The organism is Streptomyces griseofuscus, assembly GCF_014673495.1.
GTDB classification, from domain to species: Bacteria; Actinomycetota; Actinomycetes; order Streptomycetales; family Streptomycetaceae; genus Streptomyces; species Streptomyces murinus.
Window position 1 is genome coordinate 2,766,980 of the sequence record NZ_CP051006.1, and the last position, 21,818, is coordinate 2,788,797.

Here is a 21,818-nt window from a genome sequence, read left to right on the forward strand (position 1 = left end):
TGGTGGGCTACCGAGTGGTTGTGGAAAACCCCGTCACCCGAAGGGAGCAAGCAGGCAGAACCCGCAGGTCATCAGCCGCCCGGCAGCTCCAGATCGCTCTTGTTCAGCTCCTCGATGTTCACGTCCTTGAACGTGAGCACCCGGACCTGCTTGACGAAACGAGCGGGCCGGTACATGTCCCAGACCCAGGCATCGGCCATCGACACCTCGAAGAACACCTCGCCCTGGACGGAGTGCACCTGCATCTCGTAGTCGTTGGTGAGGTAGAAGCGCCGTTCCGTCTCGATCACATATTTGAACAGACCGACGACATCTCGGTACTCCCGGTAGAGCTTCAGCTCCATCTCGGTCTCGTACTTCTCGAGGTCCTCGGCGCTCATGGCATGTTCCCCTTCAGCCGTGCGATCCACCCATTGTGCGCCAGTTCCACCGGCCCTCAGACGATTTCCGTGTCGAGGGTCACGGGGCCGGCCGGGGGACCCTCGTCGAGCAGGGTGCGCAGCAGCTCGGCGAGTCTGGTCGGATACACCGTCTCATGTGCCCGGGTCAGTTCCCGACACGTCCACCAGCGCGCTCCGGCGACGCTGCGCCGTTCCAGCTCCGTGAGGCCCGTCGCCGCCACCGCGGTCCTGGTCGTACGGGCCAGGTAGTACCACTCGTCCTGGTCCCAGCGGCGGCCCGCGAACGGGAAGGAGCAGCGGCGCCGCCACAGCACCGGGCCGAGGTCGACCTCGGTGATGCCGGTCTCCTCGGCGAGTTCCCGCAGCGCGGCCTCCTCGCGGGTCTCGGCGCCCTCCACGCCGCCGCCGGGGGTGAACCACCAGTCGTCGGCGGGGTTGTCGGGCTCATGCCCGTGCAGCAGGAGGATGCGGTCCTCGGGGTCGAGCAGCACCACGCGGGCCACCTTGCGCAGGCCACCCTCGTACGGCTGTTCGCACTCGGGTTCAGCGGACACCGGCCGCCTCCGCGCGGGCGGCACGGGCCCGGGAGCGGCCGGCCCGCTTGGCGATCGGGCCGTAGGCGCCACCGCCGAGGACCAGGACGGCGCCGACGACGATCAGCAGCTCGATGGTGGCCAGCGGTCCCGGCTGCGAGAGGGCGCCCAGCGCCTCGAATCCGGTGGGGCGCTTCAGCCCGCCCTTCCACGGGAAGACGACGGCGTCCACCCGGGCGATCACCGCGGTGCGGGCGACGGTGCCCTTGGCGGCGTCGGTGAGGTGGGCGGTGGAGTCCAGGGAGCCCTGGCGTTCGTCGCCGAGCAGGAAGAGCCGGCCCTTGGGGACGGTCACGGTGGCGAAGTTCTGGTTCTCGGCCAGGGTGCCCTTGGGCAGATACGGTTCCTCGATCTGCTTGCCGTTGACGGTCAGCTTGCCGTCCGTGCAGCAGGAGACGGTGTCGCCGCCGACCGCGACCACGCGCTTGACGACATCGGAGCCGGTGACCCAGCTGTTGTCGCGGAAGACCACCACATCGCCGCGGCGCACCTTGCCGCCGTCCACACGCTGGGCGAGCACACGGTTGCCGGCGTCGATGGTGGGGGTCATGGAGCTGGTGGGCACGGTGTAGGGCCGATAGCTCAGCGCCGCCCAGCCGAAGCCGCCGAGGAACAGCACCAGGCCCAGGGCCACGGCCACCCCGGACAGCCGCTGCCCGAGCCGGCCCCCGCTCGCCGCCGTGCCGGTGCCGCCGCTGCGCGGGGCCGTACGCGTCGTACTCTCACCACCCATGGACCCGCACCCTACCTGTCGGTACCGAGCGAGGTCAGCCCCTCTTTCACGACCCGGGGCACAGCTTTCCCGGAGCTTCACACGCGGCCCGGGAAAGCGGGGGCAGGGGGCTCAGCGCTGTCCGCTGACCGACTTCTGCACGGCGTCCGAGCGCAGCCGGTCCGTGCGCCGGCGCCGCCACACCACGACGGGGGCGACGGCCGCGACGGCGACGCCCTCGGGGGCGACCGTCAGGGAGGCGGCGGAGGAGGACTGCTGGTCGCCCAGGCCGGGCTGGTCGAAGGTGTCCGGGACGGGCAGGGTGCCCCAGTGGCTGATGGGCCAGGCCTTGACGATGGCGCGGCCGACGACCTTGTCGACGGGGACGAAGCCGTGGTTCTTGTCGGTCTGGTTGTAGCGCGAGTCCCGGGAGTTCTGCCGGTGGTCGCCCATCACCCAGATGAAGCCCTTGGGGACCTTCACCTTGAACTGGCCGCCCTGGTCGTCCTGGCTGCACGGGGTGTTGCCGGGGTAGACGTACGACGATTCGTTCAACGCCTTGCCGTTGACCAGCAGGGGGCCCGTGCCCTTGCACTCGACGGTGTCGCCGCCGACCCCGATCACACGCTTGATCAGGTCCTTCTCATTGGCGGAGGGCATCAGCCCGACCCAGCTGAGGACCTTCTGCACCGCGTTCGGGTTCGGCGCGGGCTCGCCCGCCAGCCAGTCGTCCGGGTCGTGGAAGACGACGACCTCGCCGCGCTCGGGCTCGGAGCCGAACCACGGGGTCAGCTTGTCGACCAGGACGCGGTCGCCGATCTGGAGGGTGTTCTCCATCGAGGCGGAGGGGATCGAGAACGCCTGGACCAGGAAGGTCTTGATCAGCAGCGCGAGGACCAGCGCGATCACGATCAGGATCGGCAGCTCCTTCCAGAAGGAGCGCGGCTTCCTGGGCGGCGGCGCGGCATCGCCGGTGCCGCCGCTGCTGAAGCCCTGTCCCTCGCGCGGGGCGCCGTCGTCGCCCGTCGCGTCATTCCCGGTGGTCATGGCGCCGTCCGAACCTGAGTCGTCTGCCTCCGCGGGGTTTCCGCGGTGCTCCTCGCCGTCGTGTCCCGACCGTGCGCCAACCGCCACATCCCCCACGCCAACTCCTTACTCCGTGCCGCCGCCCGCGCCACAGACGGCGCAGGCCCACCACTCCCATAACGAGCGGGAGTTCCGCAGGGGTCGGGAGCCGGGTCATTCCGTTCGGATTCTCATGGTCAACCCTATGCGACAGGGGCGGGGCCGCAGCCGTCCGCGTCCCGGCACGGGCAACGCTTGCAAAGGTTTTAGGTTCCTCCAGGCGCGTCCAGTGGCCGACCGGCCAGCCGATCCACATGGCCCGCCCGACCACCGATTTCACCGACACCGTTCCGCCGTACGTGGAGTCCCGGTGGTAGCGGGAGTCCGCGGAGTCGGCCCGGTGATCGCCCATCACCCACAGCCGGCCCTTGGGGACGGTGATGTCGAAGCGCATGTCGGACGGGTCGTTGCCCGGATAGAGGTAGTCCTTCTCGGACAGCGGCACGCCGTTGACGGTGATCCGCCCTTGCGCGTCGCAGCACTTGACGTGGTCGCCGCCGACTCCGATGACCCGCTTGATCAGGTCCTTCTCGTTGTCGGACGGCAGCAGCCCGATGAAGCTGAGGCCCTGCTTGAGCTGCTTGACCACGGCCGGGTCGGGCTTCTGGGCGGCCTGTTCGCCCGCCAGCCAGCCGCCGGGGTCATGGAAGACGACGACGTCGCCGCGCTTCGGCTCGGCGCCGAACCACGGCGTCAGCTTGTCGACCAGGACGCGGTCGCCGATGCGGATCGTCTGCTCCATGGAGCCGGACGGGATCACGAACGCCTGGACGAGGAAGGTCTTCAGGACCAGCGCGATCAGCACGGCGACACCCACCAGAAGGGGGATCTCCCGAACGGCTGAACGTCTGCGCTTGCGCTTGACCTTGCGCTGGAGCTTCCGCCGTTCCGCGCGGGTACGGCCGCCACCGGGCGCGGAGCTGCGCCGGGGACCGGCGCCGGACGACTCGCGACCGGCCGGGCCGGAGCCCGCGCGCGGCCTGCCGCGGTTACCCATGGGCGCCGCCCGTCGTGGCGGGCACGCGCGCATAGGCGCGCGGCCGGGTCAGATGGGTCCAGTGGGGGTACGGCCAGACGATCCAGTCGGCCCGGCCGATGACGCGGCCGACCGGGACCATGCCGCCGCCCGGCGAGCCGAGGTGGTCCCGGGAGTCGCTGGAGTCGCTGCGGTGGTCACCGAGGACGAAGAGGGTGCCCGGCGGCACCACCACGTCGAACGGCACGCTGGAGGCGCTGTCCCCGGGGTAGAGGAACGACGACTCGTCGACCGCGCGGCCGTTCACCTCGATCCTCCCCCGCTTGTCGCAGCAGACCACATGGTCCCCGCCCACCCCGACGACCCGTTTGATGTAGTCGCCGTCCCCGAAATACCCGCTTCCGTCGAACACAATCACGTCTCCGCGGGCGGGCCCGGCGCCGAAGCGGTAGGTCAGCTTGTTCACGAGGACGCGGTCGCCGATCCGCAGGCCCTCCTCCATGGATCCGCTCGGGATCTGGAAGGGCTGCACGACGAAGGTGCTCAGCAGGAGCAGGAACACCAGACAGGCGAACAGGGTGAGGGTGACGCGGCCGCCCGGCAGCCATTCGGTGAGCCGCGTCAGCAACGCGAAACGCGACCGCTCCTCCGGACCCGGGGAATCCGGGCGAGAGGTGCGGTCGCGCTTCGTCGGCTGTGCTTCGGTGTCCATCGGGGCGAGATGTTATCCGGCCCCGCTATGACTCCGGGGAGGCGCTCAGCTCTCGCGCTTCTCCTTGATCTTCGCGGCCTTGCCGCGCAGCTCACGGAGGTAGTACAGCTTGGCGCGGCGCACGTCACCACGGGTGACCAGCTCGATCTTCTCGACGATCGGGGTGTGCACCGGGAAGGTGCGCTCGACGCCGACGGAGAACGAGACCTTGCGGACCGTGAAGGTCTCGCGGACACCGGAGCCCTGGCGACGGATCACAACGCCCTTGAACTGCTGCACACGGGAGCGGTTGCCCTCGATGACGCGCACGTGGACGTTGACGGTGTCACCCGGGCGGAAGGACGGGAGGTCGCTGCGCAGCGACGCGGCGTCGACGGTGTCGAGCAGGTGAGACATTTCGTCTGCTTTCTTCGCTGATGCCACAGGTCATCAACGGGAGTGAAGATGTACAGGGAGCTGCCGCGCGGGTCGGGTCGGGCGTCTTGTCCCCCTGTGGCAGGGGCGCACACCGGACGAGCGCACAGCAGCGGCCTATTCTTCCATGCCGGGGGCCCGGCGCCAAAATCGGCCGTACGAGTGACCGTCCGGGTCCGGTTCCCAGCCCAGGATGGACAGCATCTCGCGGTCCTTCTTGTCGAAGGCCTTCGGGTCGCAGTGCTCGATCAGATCGGGCCGGTTGCGGGTCGTACGGCGCAGGGCCTCGTCGCGGCGCCAGCGGGCGATCCTGCCGTGGTGGCCACTGAGCAGCACGTCCGGGATCTCCCGGCCGCGCCAGGCGGGCGGCTTGGTGTAGACGGGGCCTTCGAGGAGGTTTGCCATGGCGCCGGGCGCGAAGGAGTCGTCGCGGTGGGACTCGGCGTTGCCGAGGACACCGGGCAGCAGCCGGGCGACGGCCTCCGTGACGACCAGGACGGCGGCCTCGCCGCCCGCCAGGACGTAATCGCCGATGGAGACCTCGTAGACGGGCACCCGGGTGGCGTACTCGTCGAAGACCCGCCGGTCGATGCCCTCGTAGCGGGCCGGGGTGAAGATCAGCCAGGGCCGCTCGGAGAGCTCCACCGCGAGTTCCTGGGTGAAGGGCCGGCCGCTGGGCGTGGGGACGATCAGCGCGGGGGCGTGGGCGCCGCTCTCGTAGCCGTCGGCCAGGACGGTGTCCAGGGCGTCGCCCCAGGGCTCGGTCTTCATGACCATGCCCGGGCCGCCGCCGTAGGGCGTGTCGTCGACCGTGTTGTGCCGGTCGTACGTCCATTCACGCAGGTCATGGACGTGGACGGCGAGCTGTCCGCGGTGCCGGGCCTTACCGACGAGCGAGACGTTCAGGGGATCCAGGTACTCGGGGAAGATGGTGACGACGTCCAGGCGCATCACGCGTCTTCCCCCGGCTCGGCTTCCTTCGACTTGTCCCGCTTCGACTCGTCTTGCGCCGGCTCCGCTTCGCCCGCCTCGCGGCTGGAGGCGATCTCGGCGCGGTCGTCGATCAGGCCGGGCGGGGGCGTGATGACGGCCCGCTGCTCCTCCAGGTCGATCTCGGCGACGATCTCCTCCACGAAGGGGATCATGACCTCGGTGCCGTCCGGGCGCTCCACGATGAACAGGTCCTGCGAGGGCAGGTGCGAGATCTCGGTGATCCGGCCGACCTCCACCCCGTCCTCGGTGACCACGTCCAGGTCCATCAGCTGATGGTCGTAGTACTCGTCCTCGCCCTCCGGCATCTCCTCCGGGTCCACATCGGCGATCAGGAGGGTGTTGCGCAGGGCCTCGGCGCCGGTCCGATCGGTGACGCCCGCGAAGCGCAGGAGCAGACGGCCGCTGTGGACGCGGCCCGTCTCGATGGTCAGCGGCCCCGTGGCGGCGGGATCCGTGGCGAGTACGGCGCCGGGGGCCAGCCTCAGCTCCGGCTCGTCGGTACGTACCTCGACGGTGACCTCGCCCTTGATGCCATGGGCACGGCCGATCCGTGCGACTACCAGCTGCACCTGTCCAATTCTCCTGTCATCTGCTGCGCGTGTCCTGCTGATACGACTACGGGCCGATACGACTACGGGCCGGGGACGGCCGAGTGGCCCTCCCCGGCCCGAGCCGGTTGCGATGAAGCGTCAGCGGACGTTGTCCACGTCGACCAGGTCGACGCGGACACCGCGACCGCCGATGGCGCCCACGACGGTACGCAGAGCGCGCGCGGTACGACCATTGCGGCCGATCACCTTGCCGAGGTCCTCGGGATGCACCCGGACCTCCAGCACGCGCCCGCGGCGCAGGTCGCGCGAGGCGACCTGCACATCGTCAGGGTTGTCGACGATGCCCTTCACGAGGTGCTCAAGCGCCTCTTCGAGCATGCTGCTCAGGCCTCGGTCGACTCGGACTCAGCCGCGGCCTCGTCCTTCTTCTCAGCCTTCTTCTTCTGGGTGATGGCCTCACCCTTGGCGTCGTCGTCGCCACCGAGGGCCTCGAACGACGGACGGGCCGGCTTCGGCGCAGCGACGAGCAGCGGCGCGGGGGCCGGCTCACCCTTGAACTTCTGCCAGTCGCCGGTCTTCTTCAGGATGGCGAGAACGGGCTCGGTCGGCTGGGCGCCGACGCCGAGCCAGTACGCCACGCGGTCGGCGTCCACCTCGATGACCGACGGGTTGTAGGTCGGGTGGTACTTGCCGATCTCCTCGATGGCCCGGCCGTCACGGCGGGTACGGGAGTCGGCGACGACGATGCGGTAGTGAGGCGAACGGATCTTGCCCAGACGCTTCAGCTTGATCTTGACTGCCACGGGAGTGGATTCTCCTGGTTTTGACGTGGTGGGGCACGGCGCGTTGCCGCGTGGGGTTGCGGTACCCGTGTGCCCGACGGACGCGTCAGCCGGAGGAGAGAGGGGTCCTATGCGGCTGTCGAGTACAGCCATCCATTCTGCCATACCCGGCGGACCGCTCTCGGCCGGGGGCGGATACCCGGCCGCGCCCGCCGGCCTGGGGTGCCGACGGGCGCGGGGTGTGGTCGTGGTGTGGGATCCGGCACCCACGAGATGCCGGGGCGAGGGTCAGGCGGCGCCTGACATCTCCGGGATGCGGAAGGGTTTGCCGCAGCCGCCGCAGACGATGGGCGCCTGGGCGAGGACGGAGGGGACCACGCGGACGTTGCGACCGCAGTCACAGACGGCCTTGACGCGGACGCCGCCGCCGGAGGAGCCGTGGCGGGCGGCGGGCCCCCGGAAGGTGCGGGAGGTGTCCTCCGTCGTGGCCGCCGAGTGCGCCTTGAGGGCGCGCTGGAGACGCTCGATGGTCGGGCGGTAGCGCCGCTTCGCCTCGGGGTTGAGCGTGACCAGGGAGAAGCCGCTGCTGGGATGCGGCTCCTCGGGGTGGTCCAGGCCCAATTCCTCGGCGATCGAGAGGAACCGTCGGTTGTGGTAGCGACCGGCGCGGGAGGTGTCGCGAACCCCGCGCGCGGCGGCGATGCCGTGGACTGCCTCATGGAGCAGCCGTTCGAAGGAGAGCTCGTGTCCGCACGCGGACGACGACTCTCCGATCAAGGACTCTGGCGCGGCAAGATCCGGCAGATCGGGGTGGTACCGCTGAATGTCGGCCCACGCCTGTGCCAGCTCTGCGGCGAGAACAGGTGGTGTCTGTGTCGTGCTCACGTAATGACAACGAGCGGAGGGCACGCTGTGTTCCTATTCCGGGGCATCCCAAATAATTTGCACGTACCCGTCAGTTGGCACTGATGCGTCCTGACGAGGGCGCGTGCGCCGATGTGTGGAGGAAGCCTCACAGCTCGTAACAAGCCGGTGCGTAGGCGGCACTACGATCCGCCCAGTACGCCTTGTCACGACGATGGCCCGAGGATGCGCAAGGGGCGATTCGGCCGCTCTGGATGCCGAGTTCCACCTCGGGCAGCGCCCGTGACGGTCGCGACGTTACCGTGCGCGACCGCACCCCCCGGCACCGGCCCGTCCTCCGGCGTGATCACCGTAAGGGCAGCCTGATTGCCGGGATGTGAATTCTCGCCACACCGGCGCACTCCGTCCAAGCGGGCCCCCTCGACCCCTGGACGGAGCCGCGAGGCGGGAGTTACCTGGCATACGTGGAACGTCCGCGAGAGCGGCACGGGGGCCACACACGACCGGACACAGCGGCGAACCGTCGGCGGATGGGAGCGCTTATCCATGACAGCTTCGCTCGTACGGCGGCATCCGCCGCACATGGCCCCCATGGCTCACGAGGACGCGGCGGCACGTGCGCGGGACTGGGCCGAGATCCAGGAACGCATGCTCGTCCCGCTCCATGAGGCCGTGTACGAACGGCTCGACGTGGGCCCAGGCACCCGCCTGCTCGGCCTGCGCTGCGGGGCCGGCCTCGCCCTCCTCCTCGCGGCCGCCCGCGGCGCCGCCGTCACCGGCGCCGACCCCTCCCCCGGCCTCCTGGCCCTCGCCCGCGAACGGCTGCTGCCACCGAACGGCGGCGCCCCGCGCGCGGAACTCCTGCACGGCTCACCGGCAGACGCCGGGGCCTTCGAGTCGTACGACCTGATCACCGCACTCGACCCGATCCGGAGCCCCTCGGGCGACCCCCGGGCGCTCGCCGCCCTGCTCACCGAGGCGCTCCCGCGCGCCGTGCCCGGCACCGCCGTGGTGCTCGCCGGCTGGGGTCCGCAGGAACGTTGCACCACCTCCAGCGTGCTGCGCGTCGCGGCGAAACTGGCTGATCCTTTGCGCAGCGGCGGCGGCTGGCGCCCGGCCCGGCGGGACGATCTGGAGGAGGCCGCCCAGCGAGCGGGGCTGCGCCCGGACGGCTCCGGGCGGGTCTCCTGCCCGTTCGGCTACGCGGACCCGGACAGCGCGGTGCGCGGACTGCTGTCCACCGGCCTCTTCGACGCGGCGATCGCGGCGACCGACGCCGAGCAGGTCGACAAGGAGCTGACGGAGGCCCTGCACCCGTACCGCCGCGCCGACGGCACCGTCTGGATGCCCAATGTCTTCCGCTATCTGATCGCCCGCGTCCCGTGAGACACGCTCAGCGCGGCTCCTCGGGGTCCTTGGCCAGCCGTGTGATCCCGGCGATCCGGTACGCGTCCGCCTCCTCCAGCGTCTCGTGCTCAAGGAGCGCCAGCGCCAGCGCGTCCAACTGGCCCCGGTGGTCCCGGAGTTTGTGCCGCGCCTCGTCGTAGCACTCGTCCACGATCCGCCGCATCTCGGTGTCGATCACATCGAGCGTCCCGGGCGCGGCGGCCAGCCCGTACGCCTGCTGGGCATCGCTCGGCAGCGCGGACAGCCGGCCGACCCGCTCGCTCATGCCCCAGCGGGCCACCATCGCACGGGCGATGTTCGTCACCTGTTCGAGGTCGCTCTCGGCGCCCGTGGTGACCACGCCGTAGACGACCTCCTCCGCGGCCATGCCACCCAGCGCACCGATGATCCGACCGCGCAGATACTCCTCCGAATGGGCGTACCGCTCCACCTCGGGCGTGGACATCGTCACCCCGAGCGCCCGGCCGCGCGGCACGATGGTGATCTTGCGAACCGGGTCCGCTCCCGGCTGGAGCATGCCCAGCAGCGCATGGCCGCTCTCGTGGTACGCCGTACGCCGCCGGTCCTCCTCCGGCATCACCAGGGTCCGCTCGGCGCCCAGCTGGACCTTCTCCAGCGCCTCGGAGAGATCCGCGCCGGTCACGCGCTCCTGCTTGCGCTTGACCGCGAGCAGCGCGGCCTCGTTGGCGAGGTTGGCCAGGTCGGCGCCCGTCATACCGGGGGTCGCGCGCGCCATCCGGGCCAGGTCCACATCCGGCTCCAGCGGCACGTCCCGGGTGTGGATCCGCAGGATCGCCTCACGGCCCGCGCGGTCCGGCGGGGCCACCGTGACCACCCGGTCGAAGCGGCCGGGGCGGGTCAGCGCCGGGTCCAGGATGTCGGCGCGGTTGGTCGCCGCGATGACGATCACACCTTCCGAACCCGAGAAGCCGTCCATCTCGGTGAGGATCTGGTTGAGCGTCTGCTCGCGCTCGTCGTGCCCGCTCATCGCCGTACTGCCGCTGCGCGCCCGGCCGATGGTGTCGATCTCGTCGATGAAGATGATCGACGGGGCCACCTTGCGGGCCTCCGCGAACAGCTCGCGCACCCGGGAAGCGCCGACGCCGACGATCATCTCGATGAACTCCGACGCCGAGGCCGAGAAGAACGGCACCCCGGCCTCGCCCGCGACCGCTCGCGCGAGCAGCGTCTTGCCGGTGCCGGGCGGGCCCGCGAGCAGCACGCCCCGGGGCAGCTTGGCGCCCATTTTGCGGTAGGCGTCGGGGTGCTCCAGGAAGTCGACGACGTCGTCCAGCTCGCCCTTGACCTCGTCGATCCCCGCCACGTCGGCGAACGTCGTACGGCGGGTGTCCGGCTCGGGCCCCACCGGCTTGGGCGGCGCGCGGCGCCCGAACAGACCGCCCGCGCCGGGCAGCGAGCCACCGAGCTTGCGGGCGAAGAACACCCACACCGCGACCAGGACGAGGATCGGGATCAGGGAGAGCAGCAGATTGGACAGGAAGCTGCGCTCCTGCACCACCGGCCGGGCGGTCACCGTGACGCCATGGCTGCTCAGGCTCTGCCACAGCCGGTCGTCCGCGAAGGCGGGGCGCTGCGTCTTGAACCGGGTGTACTTGCCGCCGCCCTCGGGATTGCTCCGTGAGGTCTTCAGCTGGCCCTGGATCGCGTCGCCCTTGGAGTAGATCGTGGCGACATTGCCCTCGGAGACCTGCCGGCTGAACTCCGTGTAGGAGATCGTCGGCTGATTGGCCTGGCCGAGGTAGTTCAGGCCGAGATAGGCCAGCAGGAAGACGATCACCGCGGTGACGAGGAGCCCCCACCACTTCCCGCCCCGAAGCCCTCCTCCACCGGACCGCCGGGGCCCTTCGGGAGTGCCCTCGGCGCGCCACGGCTGCTCCGGGTCCTTGCGCGGGGGCGGCGCGTTGCTCATATAGGGACGTTAAGGCAGATATCAGAACACGGCACATGATGAAGGGCGCCCCCTCGGAGAGGAGGCGCCCTTCAAGGTCGTATGACAAGCCGTACAGCCGTCATGTCATACGACCGTGTCGTACGACCGTCAGCCCATGAACTTCTTGAACTCGTCCGGCAGCTCGAACTCCTCGGCGCCCTGCTGGGGCAGCTGGAAGGCGTTGCCGCCCTGGGCCGCGGCCTCGCGGCGCTGGGCGTCCTCCAGCTCCTGCTGCTTGCGCTTCATCGGGTTGCCGGAGCGCTGCTTGCCCTTGGCCTTCTTCTGCTGCTTCTTCTGCCGGCCGGGGCCGCCGCCCATGCCCGGGATCCCCGGCATGCCCGGCATCCCGCCGCCCTGGGCCATCCGGGACATCATCTTGCGGGCCTCGAAGAACCGCTCGACCAGGCCCTTCACGGCGCTGACCTCGACGCCGGAACCCTTGGCGATACGGGCGCGGCGGGAGCCGTTGATGATCGTCGGGTCCTGGCGCTCGCCCGGGGTCATCGACTTGATGATCGCGGCGGTGCGGTCGACGTCGCGCTCGTCGATGTTCTGGATCTGGTCCTTGATCTGCCCCATGCCCGGCAGCAAGCCGAGCAGCTTGGAGATCGAGCCCATCTTCCTGACCTGTTCCATCTGGGACAGGAAGTCGTCCAGGGTGAAGTCCTGGCCCTTCTTGGACGCCAGCTTGGAGGCCATCTTGGCGGCCTCTTCCTGGCTGAAGGTCTTCTCCGCCTGCTCGATCAGGGTGAGCAGGTCACCCATGTCGAGGATGCGGGAGGCCATCCGGTCCGGGTGGAACGCGTCGAACTCGTCGAGCTTCTCGCCGTTCGACGCGAACATGATCGGCTTGCCGGTGATCTGCCGGATGGACAGCGCGGCACCACCGCGGGCGTCACCGTCGAGCTTGGAGAGGACGACACCGTCGAAGCCGACGCCGTCGCGGAACGCCTCGGCCGTGTTGACGGCGTCCTGGCCGATCATCGCGTCGACGACGAAGAGGATCTCGTCCGGGGAGACGGCGTCGCGGATGTCCGCGGCCTGCTGCATCATCTCCTGGTCGATGCCGAGACGACCGGCGGTGTCAACGATGACGATGTCGTGGACGCGGGTCTTCGCGAACTCGATGGAGTCCTTGGCGACCTTGACCGGGTCGCCGACGCCGTTGCCCGGCTCCGGCGCGTACACGGCGACGCCCGCGCGCTCGGCGACGACGCTGAGCTGGTTGACGGCGTTGGGGCGCTGGAGGTCACAGGCGACGAGCAGCGGGGAGTGGCCCTGCTCCTTGAGCCAGCGGCCGAGCTTGCCCGCGAGGGTGGTCTTACCGGCACCCTGGAGACCCGCGAGCATGATCACGGTGGGCGGCTGCTTGGCGAAGCGCAGGCGCCGGGTCTCGCCACCGAGGATGGTGACGAGCTCATCGTTGACGATCTTGAGGATCTGCTGGGCCGGGTTCAGCGCCTTGGAGACCTCGGCGCCGAGGGCACGTTCCTTGACGTTCTTGATGAACGTACGGACGACCGGAAGGGCCACGTCCGCTTCGAGGAGCGCGATGCGGATCTCGCGTGCCGTGGCGTCGATGTCCGCCTCGGACAACCGGCCCTTGCCGCGGAGGTTTTTGAAAGTCGCGCTGAGGCGGTCGGAGAGGGTATCGAACACGGTGGCGTCGGTCCTCGGGGTCGGAGGGATCTGGGCTGCCCTCCAGGGTATCCGGCCCGGCAGGTCATCAGTCCCCGCCCGGCGCATTCGGCGTCCGTCACGGCGCCCGCAGCGTCTCCTCCAGCACCCTCGCCACCGACCCGGCGTCCTGCTCGGGCAGCGGCTCGCCCGCGCCGGTCGTCACATAGAAGGCGTCGACGGCGTTGGCACCGAGGGTCGAGACATGCATGCTGCGGACCCGGACGCCCGCCTTCTCCAGGGCCATGCCGATGCGGTGCAGCAGGCCGGGACCGTCCTGGGCGCGGACCTCGATCACCGTGGCGTGGTGGGAGGCGGCGGGTGCGACCGTCACCCGGGGCGGCGGGGCGAGCAGACCGCGGCGCCTCGGGTAGGCGGCGTCGCGCTCGGCGAGGCGGCCCTGGATGTCGAGGGAGCCGTCCAGGGCGCGGACCAGGTCGGCGCGCAGCCGGGCGGCCTCGGGCAGGGAGCCGTACTCGGCGGCGACCCGCCAGTCGAGCAGCAGCACCGAGCCGTCGCCGTCGTTCACGTCCTGGGGCAGCCGCAGGGTGCGCAGCTCGGCGGTGCGGACGGTGAGCCGGTGCACGGCGAGGACACCGGCGACGGCGGGCAGCACGGCGCTCTGGTCGGGTACGGCGATGAGCAGCTCGACGCCGAGGGGCTCGGGCGCGCCGGGCGTCTCCTCGGCGGGTACCGGCTCGCTGCGGGCGCGCAGGGCGAGGACCGGGCCGCCGGTGCGGAACGCCTCGATGGCCAGGCGTTCCTGCTCGGCGGTGGGCGCGGTGGGCGCGGGCTCGTCCGGGAGGTCCCCGGCGAGCAGGGCGCCGACGCGGCGGACCAGGTCGGCGACGAGGGAGCCGCGCCAGGAGGACCAGGCGGCGGGGCCGGTGGCGAGGGCGTCGGCCTCGGTGAGGGCGTGCAGGAGTTCCAGGGTGCCCTGGGTGCCGACGGCATCGGCGACGGAGCGGACGGTGGCGGGGTCGTCCAGATCGCGGCGGGTGGCCGTGTCGATCAGCAGGAGATGGTGGCGGACCAGCGTCGCCAGGACGGCGGCGTCCTCGGCGTCGAAGCCGATACGGCCGGCGACGTCCTTGGCGATGATCTCGCCGGCCACCGAGTGGTCGCCCGGCCAGCCCTTGCCGATGTCGTGCAGCAGGGCACCGACCAGGAGGAGGTCGGGGCGGTGCACATGGCGGGTGAGGGCGGCGGCGCGGACGGCGGTCTCGATCAGATGGCGGTCGACGGTCCAGATGTGCACGGCGTTGCGCTGGGGGCGGCAGCGGACCCGTTCCCAGTCCGGGAGCAGCCTGCTGATCAGCCCCTCGGCCTCCAGCGCCTCCCAGACCTCGACGGTGGGGCGGCCGGAGCCGAGCAGGGTGACCAGGTCCTCGCGGGCCTCGGCGGGCCAGGGCGTGGGCAGCGGGCGGGCGGCCGCGGCCAGGCGTCGTACGGCGTACGGGGAGAGCGGGAGGCCGGCCTGGGCGGCGGCGGCCGCGGCGCGCAGCGCAAGCACGGGGTCGCGTTCGGGGCGCGCGGCGCGGGCCAGCACCACCTCGCCGTCCTGTTCGACCACGCCCTCGGCCAGCGGGGACCGCTCGGCGACCTGCTTTCCACCGCCCAGCATGGCGCGCAGGCGCGGCCGTACGGCGCGCGAGCGCAGCACGCGCCCCACCTCGCGCCAGGTGACGTCCGCGGCGTAGGAGATGACGCCGGCCGCCTCGTAGACCTGCCGGAGCAGGACATCGGCGTCGAGCAGGCCCAGTTCGGCCGCGACCTGGTCCTGTTCCTGGAGGGCGAGCCGGTCGGTGGCGCGGCCGGTGCTCAGATGGAGGGCGTCGCGGACGTCGAGCAGGGTGCGGCGGGCCTCGGCCAGTCCCTCGCGGGGGGCGTCGGCGAGCCAGGAGGCGGCGACGGCGCGCAGCGCGGTGGCGTCGCGCAGTCCGCCGCGGGCCTCCTTGAGGTCGGGTTCCAGGAGGAACCGCAGCTCGCCCTGGCGTTCGGCGCGTTCGTCGCACAGCTCTTTCAGCTCGGGCAGCCGTTTGGGGGCCTGGTTGCGCCAGTCTGCGAGCACGGCGGTGCGCAGTCCCGCGGTCAGGCCGAGGTCGCCCGCGAGGTGCCGGGCGTCCAGCAGACCGAGCTGGACCTTGAGGTCCTCGCCGGCGGTCCTGCGGGCCTCGGCGAGGGTGCGTACGGAATGGTCGAGATCGAGGCCGAGGTCCCAGACCGGGTACCAGAGGCGGTCGGCGAGGGCGGCGACCGCGGTGGGGTCGGAGCCGTCGTGCAGCAGCAGGAGGTCAAGGTCGCTGCGCGGGGACAGCTCGCCGCGGCCGTAGCCGCCGACGGCGACGAGGGAGATGCCCGAGATGCCCTGCGGTCGGCCCGCCCCCGCGGCGAAGAGGCCGGCGAGCCAGTCGTCGGTCAGTTCGGCCAGCGCGGCGCGGCGCGGCGGCCCGGTCCGCGCCCCCTCGGTGAGGAGGCGCAGCCGGGCCGCCGCGTAGCCGCCGGGTTCGGGGCTCTCGGCCGATGTCCGCTCTTCCGTTCCCGTCACCCAGCGACTCCTGTTCCGTTCCGGTGTTCCAGGGCTGATCTCGGTTCCAGGGCTGATCTCAGAGGGCGTCCGGGCCGCGTTCCCCGGTGCGGACGCGTACGGCGGTCTCGACCGGGACCGACCAGACCTTGCCGTCGCCGATCTTGCCGGTGCGGGCGGCCTTGACGATGACCTCGATCAGTTCCTCGGCGTCGTCGTCCTCGGTGAGGACCTCGATGCGGATCTTGGGGACCAGGTCGACGGTGTACTCCGCGCCGCGGTAGACCTCGGTGTGGCCCCGCTGCCGACCGTAGCCGCTGGCCTCGGTGACCGTCAGTCCATGGACGCCGAAGGACTGAAGGGCCTCCTTGATCTCGTCGAGCCGGTACGGCTTGACGACGGCCGTGATGAGCTTCATGCGTCCACCTTCTTGGTCTGCTTCCCGCTCTTCTTGTCGCCCTGATTCTCCGGCTGCTTGCCGCCGCCCGCGCCGGCCGCGGCGGAGAGGGCGGAGCCGAGGACACCGCCGCCGGCGCCGCTGTAGTCGTAGGCGCTCTCGGCGTGCTCGGCGCGGTCGATGCCGGAGACCTCCTCGTCCTGGGTGACGCGCATCCCGATGGTCTTGTCGAGGAGGAAGGCGAGGATCGCGGAGACGATCAGGGAGTAGGCGAGGACACCGCCGACACCCGCGCACTGCTTCCACAGCTGGGTGAACGAGTGGTCGCCGTAGAAGACGCCGGTGGCGGTGGACTGGCCCTTGCCGCTGGCGAAGAAGCCGATCAGCAGGGAGCCGATGATGCCGCCGACCATGTGGACGCCGACGACGTCGAGGGAGTCGTCGTAGCCGAAGCGGAACTTCAGTCCGACGGCCGCGGCGCAGGCGACACCGGCGATGGCGCCGACCGCGATCGCGCCGAGCGGGGTGACCGCGCCGCCGGAGGGAGTGATGGCGACGAGGCCGGCGACCGCGCCGGAGGCGGCGCCGAGGGTGGTGCAGGCACCGTGCCGGATCTTCTCGTAGCCGAGCCAGGCGAGCATGGCGGCGGCGGTGGCGATCTGGGTGTTGACGAACATCAGGGGGCCGACGCCGTCGTCGTTGCCGAGCCAGGAGCCGGCGTTGAAGCCGAACCAGCCGAACCACAGCAGACCGGCGCCGAGCATGACCAGGGGCAGGCTGTGCGGGCGCATCGGGTCCTTCTTGAAGCCGACGCGCTTGCCGATGACGAGGATGACGCCGAGGGCGGCGGCGCCCGCGTTGATGTGGACCGCCGTACCGCCGGCGAAGTCGATCACGCCCAGTTCATAGGCCCAGCCGCCGGTGCCCCAGACCCAGTGGGCGACGGGGAAGTAGACGATGGTGACCCACAGCACGAGGAAGACGGCCCAGGCGCTGAATTTCACCCGGTCGGCGAGGGCGCCGCTGATGAGGGCCGGTGTGATGATCGCGAACATCATCTGGAAGACGGCGAAGACGAAGACCGGAATGGTGTAACCGGGCCACAGGTCCATCTTGCCGATGCCGGTCCAGCCGACGAAGTCGGAGGTCCAGCCGATCAGCGAGCCGTGGTCCGTGCCGAAGCTCATCGAGAAGCCGTAGAGCACCCACAGAATGGTGACGATGCCCATGCTGATGAAGCTCATCATCAGCATGTTCAGGGTGCTCTTGACGCGGACCATGCCTCCGTAGAAGAAGGCCAGGCCCGGGGTCATGAGCAGCACCAGGGCGGAAGCAATGAGCATGAAGCCTGTGTTGGCGGACGACAGCTTGGGTGCGTCCGCCGCAAGCATGATGGCTGGGGCCATCGGCGTCTCCTCGTCGATCGGGGCGCCCCGTGCGGGCGGTGCCTCGGCGGTCCGGTGGGGTGGGGGGCCGGTATGCGCCAGAGACTGACGTAGCACCGTTTCCACGGAAGCCACTCGTTGTTTCACCGGGGTGACGAAGACGACCTGTGTGTTACGTGCCCATGAACCGGCCGCGGCGCGGGCCTCTCGATGACCTGGCGTTGGGGGAGCCGAGTCGGGCGGTTCGGGAGGTCCGGCCGCGGCCGGGGTTCCGGGGTGCGGTCCGGGTCAGACGGCCTCGGACTCGGGGAGATCGACGGCGAGCTGTTCGGCGAGGTCGATCACGGCGGCGAGATCGCCGTGGTCGCGCACTGCCGTGCCGACCGTCTTTCGGATACGGGTGTTCACGCGCTCGGAGCGGACCTTCTTGGCCACGGTCATCGCCCGCGAGGCGAACTCGGTGCCGGCCTCGGGCTCGTCCTGGAGCAGATGCACGGTGGCCATGCCGATCAGATTGAGCGCGTACGACCGCTGGTGCTCGCTGTCCTTGGCGAACAGGTCCACCGCGCGGCGCATCAGCGGCTCGGCGAGGGAGGCGTAGGCGGGGCTGCGGCCCGCGCTGTAGGCGAGGTCGCGGAAGGAGTGGGAGTTCTCCGCGTACAGCTCGGCCTCGGAGAAGAAGCGGATCCAGTCGGGGTCCGGTTCGTCCCACTCGTCGGCCTCGGAGAAGGTGTCCTCGGCCATGCGCACCGCGCGCTTGGTGCGGCCGGGCTGGCCCATGTTGGCGTAGGCGCGGGCCTCCATCGCATACAGCATGGACTGGGTGCGCGGTCCCGCGCAGTCGCGGCTGCCGTACTGGGCGAGGTGGATCAGCTCCAGGGCGTCGTCCGGCCGGCCGAGGTGGATCATCTGGCGGCTCATGCTGGAGAGGATGTACGAGCCGAGCGGCCGGTCCCCCGCCTCCTTGGCGGCGTGCAGCGCGAGGACGAAGTACTTCTGCGCGGTGGGCTGGAGCCCGACGTCGTACGACATCCAGCCGGCCAGTTCGGCCAGTTCGGCGGCGACCTTGAAGAGCTTGCGGGTGGTGGCCTCGGGCTGGGGTTCCTGGAGCAGGTCGGTGACCTCGTGCAGCTGGCCGACGACGGCCTTGCGGCGCAGTCCGCCGCCGCACTGGGCGTCCCACTGGCGGAACATCCGGGTGGTGGACTCCAGCAGCTCCAGCTCCGGCTTGGACAGGCGGCCGGGCCTGCGGGAGTCGGAGGCGGACTCGGGGGCGGGCGCGGCCGAGGCGCCGGGGGTGGGCACCAGCCAGCGCTGCATGGGCTCGATCAGGGAGGGGCCCGCGGACAGCGCGAGGGAGGTGCCGAGGAAGCCGCGCCGGGCGAGCATCAGGTCGCTGCGGGAGAACTCGCCGAGCTGGGCGACGGTCTGCGGGCCGGTCCAGGGCAGGTCGACACCGGAGGCGGCGGTCGACTGGCGGGCGGCGCGCAGGCCCAGGTCCTCGATGGAGACCACGCAGCCGAAGCGCTCGGAGAACAGCTCGGAGAGGATGCGCGGGATCGGTTCGCGCGGATTCTCACCGTCCAGCCAGCGGCGCACCCGTGAGGTGTCGGTGGAGATGTGGTTGGCGCCCAACTGGCGTGCCCTGCGGTTCACTTGGCGGGCCAGCTCGCCCTTGGACCAGCCGCTGCGCACGAACCACGAGCCGAGCAGCTCATTGGGGCGCTTGTCAGCGTTTGTCCCACTTCCGCCATTGCCGCCCACTGGAACGCCCCCATCCCTGAGACCTCTTGCCGCCCGAGTGCGCCAAGCCCTATCAGAATGCCGGTAAATACGGCCCGGCGTCCCCCGGTTCTCAGCCTTCGAACGCGATACCGAGCCGTTCTCGGGCCCCTTTCGGGTTACCGCCGAGTCGCCTTCGGGTTGCCCCCGGCATACCCGGGGGTGCATGTGCCCCGAGGATTACGCACACTCACAGTAACCCCGTGATCACCGGCTCAGCCACGCGGATCAGAGAAACGCCACCATTCGCCACCCCTTCGAATGAACTCCCGTTCCGTCGCACGCGATTCACTTGACACAGGACGAACGGAAGCGAGCGGAGTGATGCACAAAGGGGCGCGCAGATCCCGACGCGCCACCCGGCATGCCTCAAAGCGCCGCCCCGGTTCCGTCACGACGAGGGCGGTCGGAGCCGTAGCGTTACGTTCCGCTTCCGTCTCGTTCCGTGTCGTAACCACCGGCGCGCCGGACCCGTTGGAGGGGGCATGGGCTTCACGATCGGCGGCATTCGCGAGATCCGCTCCGGCACGCGTCGGCGTGGCCGGTCCGCGGAGTGCACCGTCGTCGCCGAGTTCACCGGGCTGTGGGGCTGGGACGTGGTGCCGGGCGCGCGGGCCGCGGCGGGCGCCTGCTCCTGCGGGTTCGAGGACTGTCCGGAGCCGGGCGCGCATCCGCTCGACTTCGCGCCCGAGGTGCCGGCCGGGGCCACGCTGGACGATGTGGCCAAGGCGTGGGCGGAGTGCCCGGGTGCCTCGGTGCTGCTGCCGGTGGGCCGCGCCTTCGACATCGTGGAGGTCTCCGAGCCGGCCGGCCGGCAGGCCCTGGTCCGGCTGGAGCGGATGGGCCTGCCGCTGGGTCCGGTGGCCGTGACCCCCGAGGGCCGGGCCCATTTCTTCGTGGCCCCCGGCGCCGCGGCCGAGCTGCCCCGGCTGCTGTACCGCATGGGCTGGGACGACCCGCGCACCCTTGATCTGCACGGCCTCGGGTCCGGTACGTACATCACCGCGCCGCCCTGCGACCGGGGCGGCCGGGGTCCGGTGCGCTGGCTGCGGCCGCCCGCCCTCGACTCCGCGACCCGCCCCCCGGCGGCCCGGCTGCTGCTGGGGACGCTGGCGTATGTGGCGCACCGGTCGCGGTGGCGGTCGTAGGGACGTCCGGGGAAAGCGGCCGGAAAAAGCGAAGTGCCCGTCCTCAACTGCACCTTGAGGGCGGGCACTTCTTCATGTCAGGCGACGGTCAGTCTCCGATCAGCGCGTCCACGAACGCCTCCGGCTCGAACGGCGCCAGGTCGTCCGCGCCCTCGCCGAGACCGATCAGCTTGACCGGCACGCCCAGCTCGCGCTGGACGGCGACCACGATGCCGCCCTTGGCGGTGCCGTCCAGCTTGGTCAGCACGATGCCGGTGATGTCCACGACCTCGGCGAACACCCGGGCCTGCACCAGACCGTTCTGCCCGGTGGTGGCGTCCAGGACCAGCAGCACCTCGTCCAGCGGCGCGTGCTTCTCGACCACGCGCTTGACCTTGCCCAGCTCGTCCATGAGACCGGTCTTGGTGTGCAGCCGTCCCGCGGTGTCGATGAGGACGACGTCGACCCCCATCTCCTTGCCCTCCTTCACCGAGTCGAAGGCCACGGAGGCGGGGTCGCCGCCCTCGGGACCGCGCACGGTGTAGGCGCCGACCCGCTCGCCCCAGGTCTGGAGCTGGTCGGCGGCGGCGGCACGGAAGGTGTCGGCGGCGCCGAGCACCACGGTGCGGCCGTCGGCGACGAGGACGCGGGCGAGCTTGCCGGTGGTGGTGGTCTTGCCGGTGCCGTTGACGCCGACGACCATCACGATGCCCGGCTTGCGGTCGGCGGGCTCGGTCTTCACGGTGCGGTCGACATCGGTGCCGACCAGCTTGAGCAGCTCCTCGCGCAGCAGGCCGCGCAGCTCCTCGGGGGTGCGGGTGCCGAGCACCTTGACGCGCTCGCGCAGGCTGTCGACCAGTTCCTGGGTGGGCTGCACACCGACGTCGGCGGTGAGCAGGGTGTCCTCGATCTCCTCCCAGGTGTCGTCGTCCAGATGCTCGCGCGAGAGCAGCGTGAGCAGGCCCTTGCCGAGGGCGTTCTGGGAGCGGGACAGACGGGTGCGGAGCCGGACCAGCCGGCCCGCGGTGGGCTCCGGGATCTCGATCTCCGGAGCCTCGACGGTGGGGACGGGAGGCTCTTCGACGGCGACCGGCGGGCCGCCCGGGAGATCCACCTCCTCGATCGTCCGGCGCGGTTCGTCGCGCGGCGTCTCGGCCTCTTCGCCGACGTGCGGCTCGGCCGGGGGCGCGGTGATGTCGGGCGCCTTCGGGGGCGGCGGGGGCAGCGACTTCCGGCGTCGGGTGCCCACGATCAGCCCGCCGAGCGCGCCGAGCACGACCACGGCGATGACTACAGCAAGGATGATGGTTTCCATAACGCCCCCCAGTATCGGCCATGGGTTCCGCCGGGAGGGGGCTTGTGTCTTCCTCCGAGAGACAAACGCCACGTTTGGCGCGGAGTCGGAGCAAAGTACGATGGTCCGGGCTGCGTTGACGCGCGTA

Annotated in this window: 21 protein-coding genes; 2 read left to right on the forward strand and 19 right to left on the reverse strand. The window is 70.9% G+C overall.

The annotated features are described in order from the left end of the window. Window positions 1-71: 71 nt before the first annotated feature. From HEP81_RS12010 to HEP81_RS12065, 12 genes are all read right to left on the reverse strand, one after another. On the reverse strand, window positions 72-380 hold the full coding sequence (locus tag HEP81_RS12010; protein ID WP_003965949.1) for a DUF2469 domain-containing protein: 309 nt from the start codon (window positions 378-380) through the stop codon (window positions 72-74). A 56-nt stretch (window positions 381-436) separates the two neighbouring features. After that, complete coding sequence (locus HEP81_RS12015) at window positions 437-955, reverse strand: NUDIX hydrolase (protein ID WP_037654554.1); 519 nt, start codon at window positions 953-955, stop codon at window positions 437-439. Continuing rightward, a complete protein-coding gene (gene lepB / locus HEP81_RS12020; protein ID WP_037654556.1) occupies window positions 945-1,727 on the reverse strand; it encodes a signal peptidase I in 783 nt (260 codons plus the stop codon). The genes HEP81_RS12015 and lepB (HEP81_RS12020) overlap by 11 nt, the downstream gene beginning before the upstream one ends. A 111-nt stretch (window positions 1,728-1,838) precedes the next feature. Continuing rightward, complete coding sequence (gene lepB, locus HEP81_RS12025; protein WP_078967305.1) at window positions 1,839-2,849, reverse strand: signal peptidase I; 1,011 nt, start codon at window positions 2,847-2,849, stop codon at window positions 1,839-1,841. Continuing rightward, on the reverse strand, window positions 2,737-3,828 hold the full coding sequence (gene lepB / locus HEP81_RS12030) for a signal peptidase I (RefSeq protein WP_037654557.1): 1,092 nt from the start codon (window positions 3,826-3,828) through the stop codon (window positions 2,737-2,739). Before lepB (HEP81_RS12030) ends, lepB (HEP81_RS12025) begins: the two co-directional genes overlap by 113 nt. After that, window positions 3,821-4,519 carry a signal peptidase I gene (gene lepB / locus HEP81_RS12035; RefSeq protein WP_037654559.1) on the reverse strand — a complete coding sequence of 233 codons (699 nt, stop codon included), beginning with the start codon at window positions 4,517-4,519 and terminating at the stop codon, window positions 3,821-3,823. Before lepB (HEP81_RS12035) ends, lepB (HEP81_RS12030) begins: the two co-directional genes overlap by 8 nt. Before the next feature lie 45 nt (window positions 4,520-4,564). Next, window positions 4,565-4,915 (reverse strand): 50S ribosomal protein L19, encoded by a 351-nt coding sequence (rplS, locus tag HEP81_RS12040; RefSeq protein ID WP_037654561.1) that lies wholly within the window; start codon window positions 4,913-4,915, stop codon window positions 4,565-4,567. 135 nt (window positions 4,916-5,050) lie between these two features. Continuing rightward, window positions 5,051-5,884 (reverse strand): tRNA (guanosine(37)-N1)-methyltransferase TrmD, encoded by an 834-nt coding sequence (gene trmD / locus HEP81_RS12045; RefSeq protein WP_037654564.1) that lies wholly within the window; start codon window positions 5,882-5,884, stop codon window positions 5,051-5,053. Further along, on the reverse strand, window positions 5,884-6,495 hold the full coding sequence (rimM, locus tag HEP81_RS12050; protein WP_037654565.1) for a ribosome maturation factor RimM: 612 nt from the start codon (window positions 6,493-6,495) through the stop codon (window positions 5,884-5,886). Before rimM ends, trmD begins: the two co-directional genes overlap by 1 nt. A 120-nt stretch (window positions 6,496-6,615) precedes the next feature. After that, entirely contained in the window at window positions 6,616-6,855 is a 240-nt protein-coding gene (locus HEP81_RS12055) for an RNA-binding protein (protein WP_037654567.1), read from the reverse strand. Between the two features lie 5 nt (window positions 6,856-6,860). Beyond that, window positions 6,861-7,280, reverse strand: a complete 420-nt coding sequence (rpsP, locus tag HEP81_RS12060; protein WP_037654569.1) for a 30S ribosomal protein S16 — start codon at window positions 7,278-7,280, stop codon at window positions 6,861-6,863. 267 nt (window positions 7,281-7,547) lie between these two features. Continuing rightward, on the reverse strand, window positions 7,548-8,144 hold the full coding sequence (locus tag HEP81_RS12065; protein WP_037654570.1) for a hypothetical protein: 597 nt from the start codon (window positions 8,142-8,144) through the stop codon (window positions 7,548-7,550). Window positions 8,145-8,669: 525 nt separating this feature from the next. Here HEP81_RS12065 and HEP81_RS12070 point away from each other — a divergent pair. Next, window positions 8,670-9,509: an LLM class oxidoreductase gene (locus HEP81_RS12070; RefSeq protein ID WP_051850098.1), complete on the forward strand. Its 840-nt coding sequence runs from the start codon at window positions 8,670-8,672 to the stop codon at window positions 9,507-9,509. 7 nt (window positions 9,510-9,516) lie between these two features. On the opposite strand, the gene ftsH is transcribed toward HEP81_RS12070, so the two are convergent. The 6 genes from ftsH to nsdA form a co-directional block, all read right to left on the reverse strand. Beyond that, a complete protein-coding gene (gene ftsH / locus HEP81_RS12075; RefSeq protein WP_078967306.1) occupies window positions 9,517-11,460 on the reverse strand; it encodes an ATP-dependent zinc metalloprotease FtsH in 1,944 nt (647 codons plus the stop codon). A 129-nt stretch (window positions 11,461-11,589) separates the two neighbouring features. Then, window positions 11,590-13,140, reverse strand: coding sequence for a signal recognition particle protein (ffh, locus tag HEP81_RS12080; RefSeq protein WP_037654573.1), 1,551 nt, complete (start codon window positions 13,138-13,140; stop codon window positions 11,590-11,592). A 97-nt stretch (window positions 13,141-13,237) separates the two neighbouring features. Then, window positions 13,238-15,706, reverse strand: a complete 2,469-nt coding sequence (locus tag HEP81_RS12085; protein WP_037654574.1) for a [protein-PII] uridylyltransferase — start codon at window positions 15,704-15,706, stop codon at window positions 13,238-13,240. 58 nt (window positions 15,707-15,764) lie between these two features. After that, the gene (locus HEP81_RS12090; RefSeq protein ID WP_037654576.1) at window positions 15,765-16,103 is read right to left on the reverse strand and encodes a P-II family nitrogen regulator; all 339 of its coding nucleotides are present in this window, start codon (window positions 16,101-16,103) and stop codon (window positions 15,765-15,767) included. Further along, window positions 16,100-17,488 (reverse strand): ammonium transporter, encoded by a 1,389-nt coding sequence (locus HEP81_RS12095; protein ID WP_078967307.1) that lies wholly within the window; start codon window positions 17,486-17,488, stop codon window positions 16,100-16,102. Before HEP81_RS12095 ends, HEP81_RS12090 begins: the two co-directional genes overlap by 4 nt. Window positions 17,489-17,755: 267 nt before the next feature. Beyond that, window positions 17,756-19,231 carry a transcriptional repressor NsdA gene (gene nsdA, locus HEP81_RS12100; protein WP_037654578.1) on the reverse strand — a complete coding sequence of 492 codons (1,476 nt, stop codon included), beginning with the start codon at window positions 19,229-19,231 and terminating at the stop codon, window positions 17,756-17,758. Window positions 19,232-19,734: 503 nt separating this feature from the next. Between nsdA and HEP81_RS12105 the strand changes: the two genes are divergently transcribed. Beyond that, entirely contained in the window at window positions 19,735-20,397 is a 663-nt protein-coding gene (locus HEP81_RS12105) for a bifunctional DNA primase/polymerase (protein WP_037654580.1), read from the forward strand. Between the two features lie 88 nt (window positions 20,398-20,485). Here the strand turns inward: HEP81_RS12105 and ftsY are convergent, their stop codons facing one another. Continuing rightward, the gene (gene ftsY / locus HEP81_RS12110; protein ID WP_037654582.1) at window positions 20,486-21,691 is read right to left on the reverse strand and encodes a signal recognition particle-docking protein FtsY; all 1,206 of its coding nucleotides are present in this window, start codon (window positions 21,689-21,691) and stop codon (window positions 20,486-20,488) included. Between the last annotated feature and the right edge of the window lie 127 nt (window positions 21,692-21,818).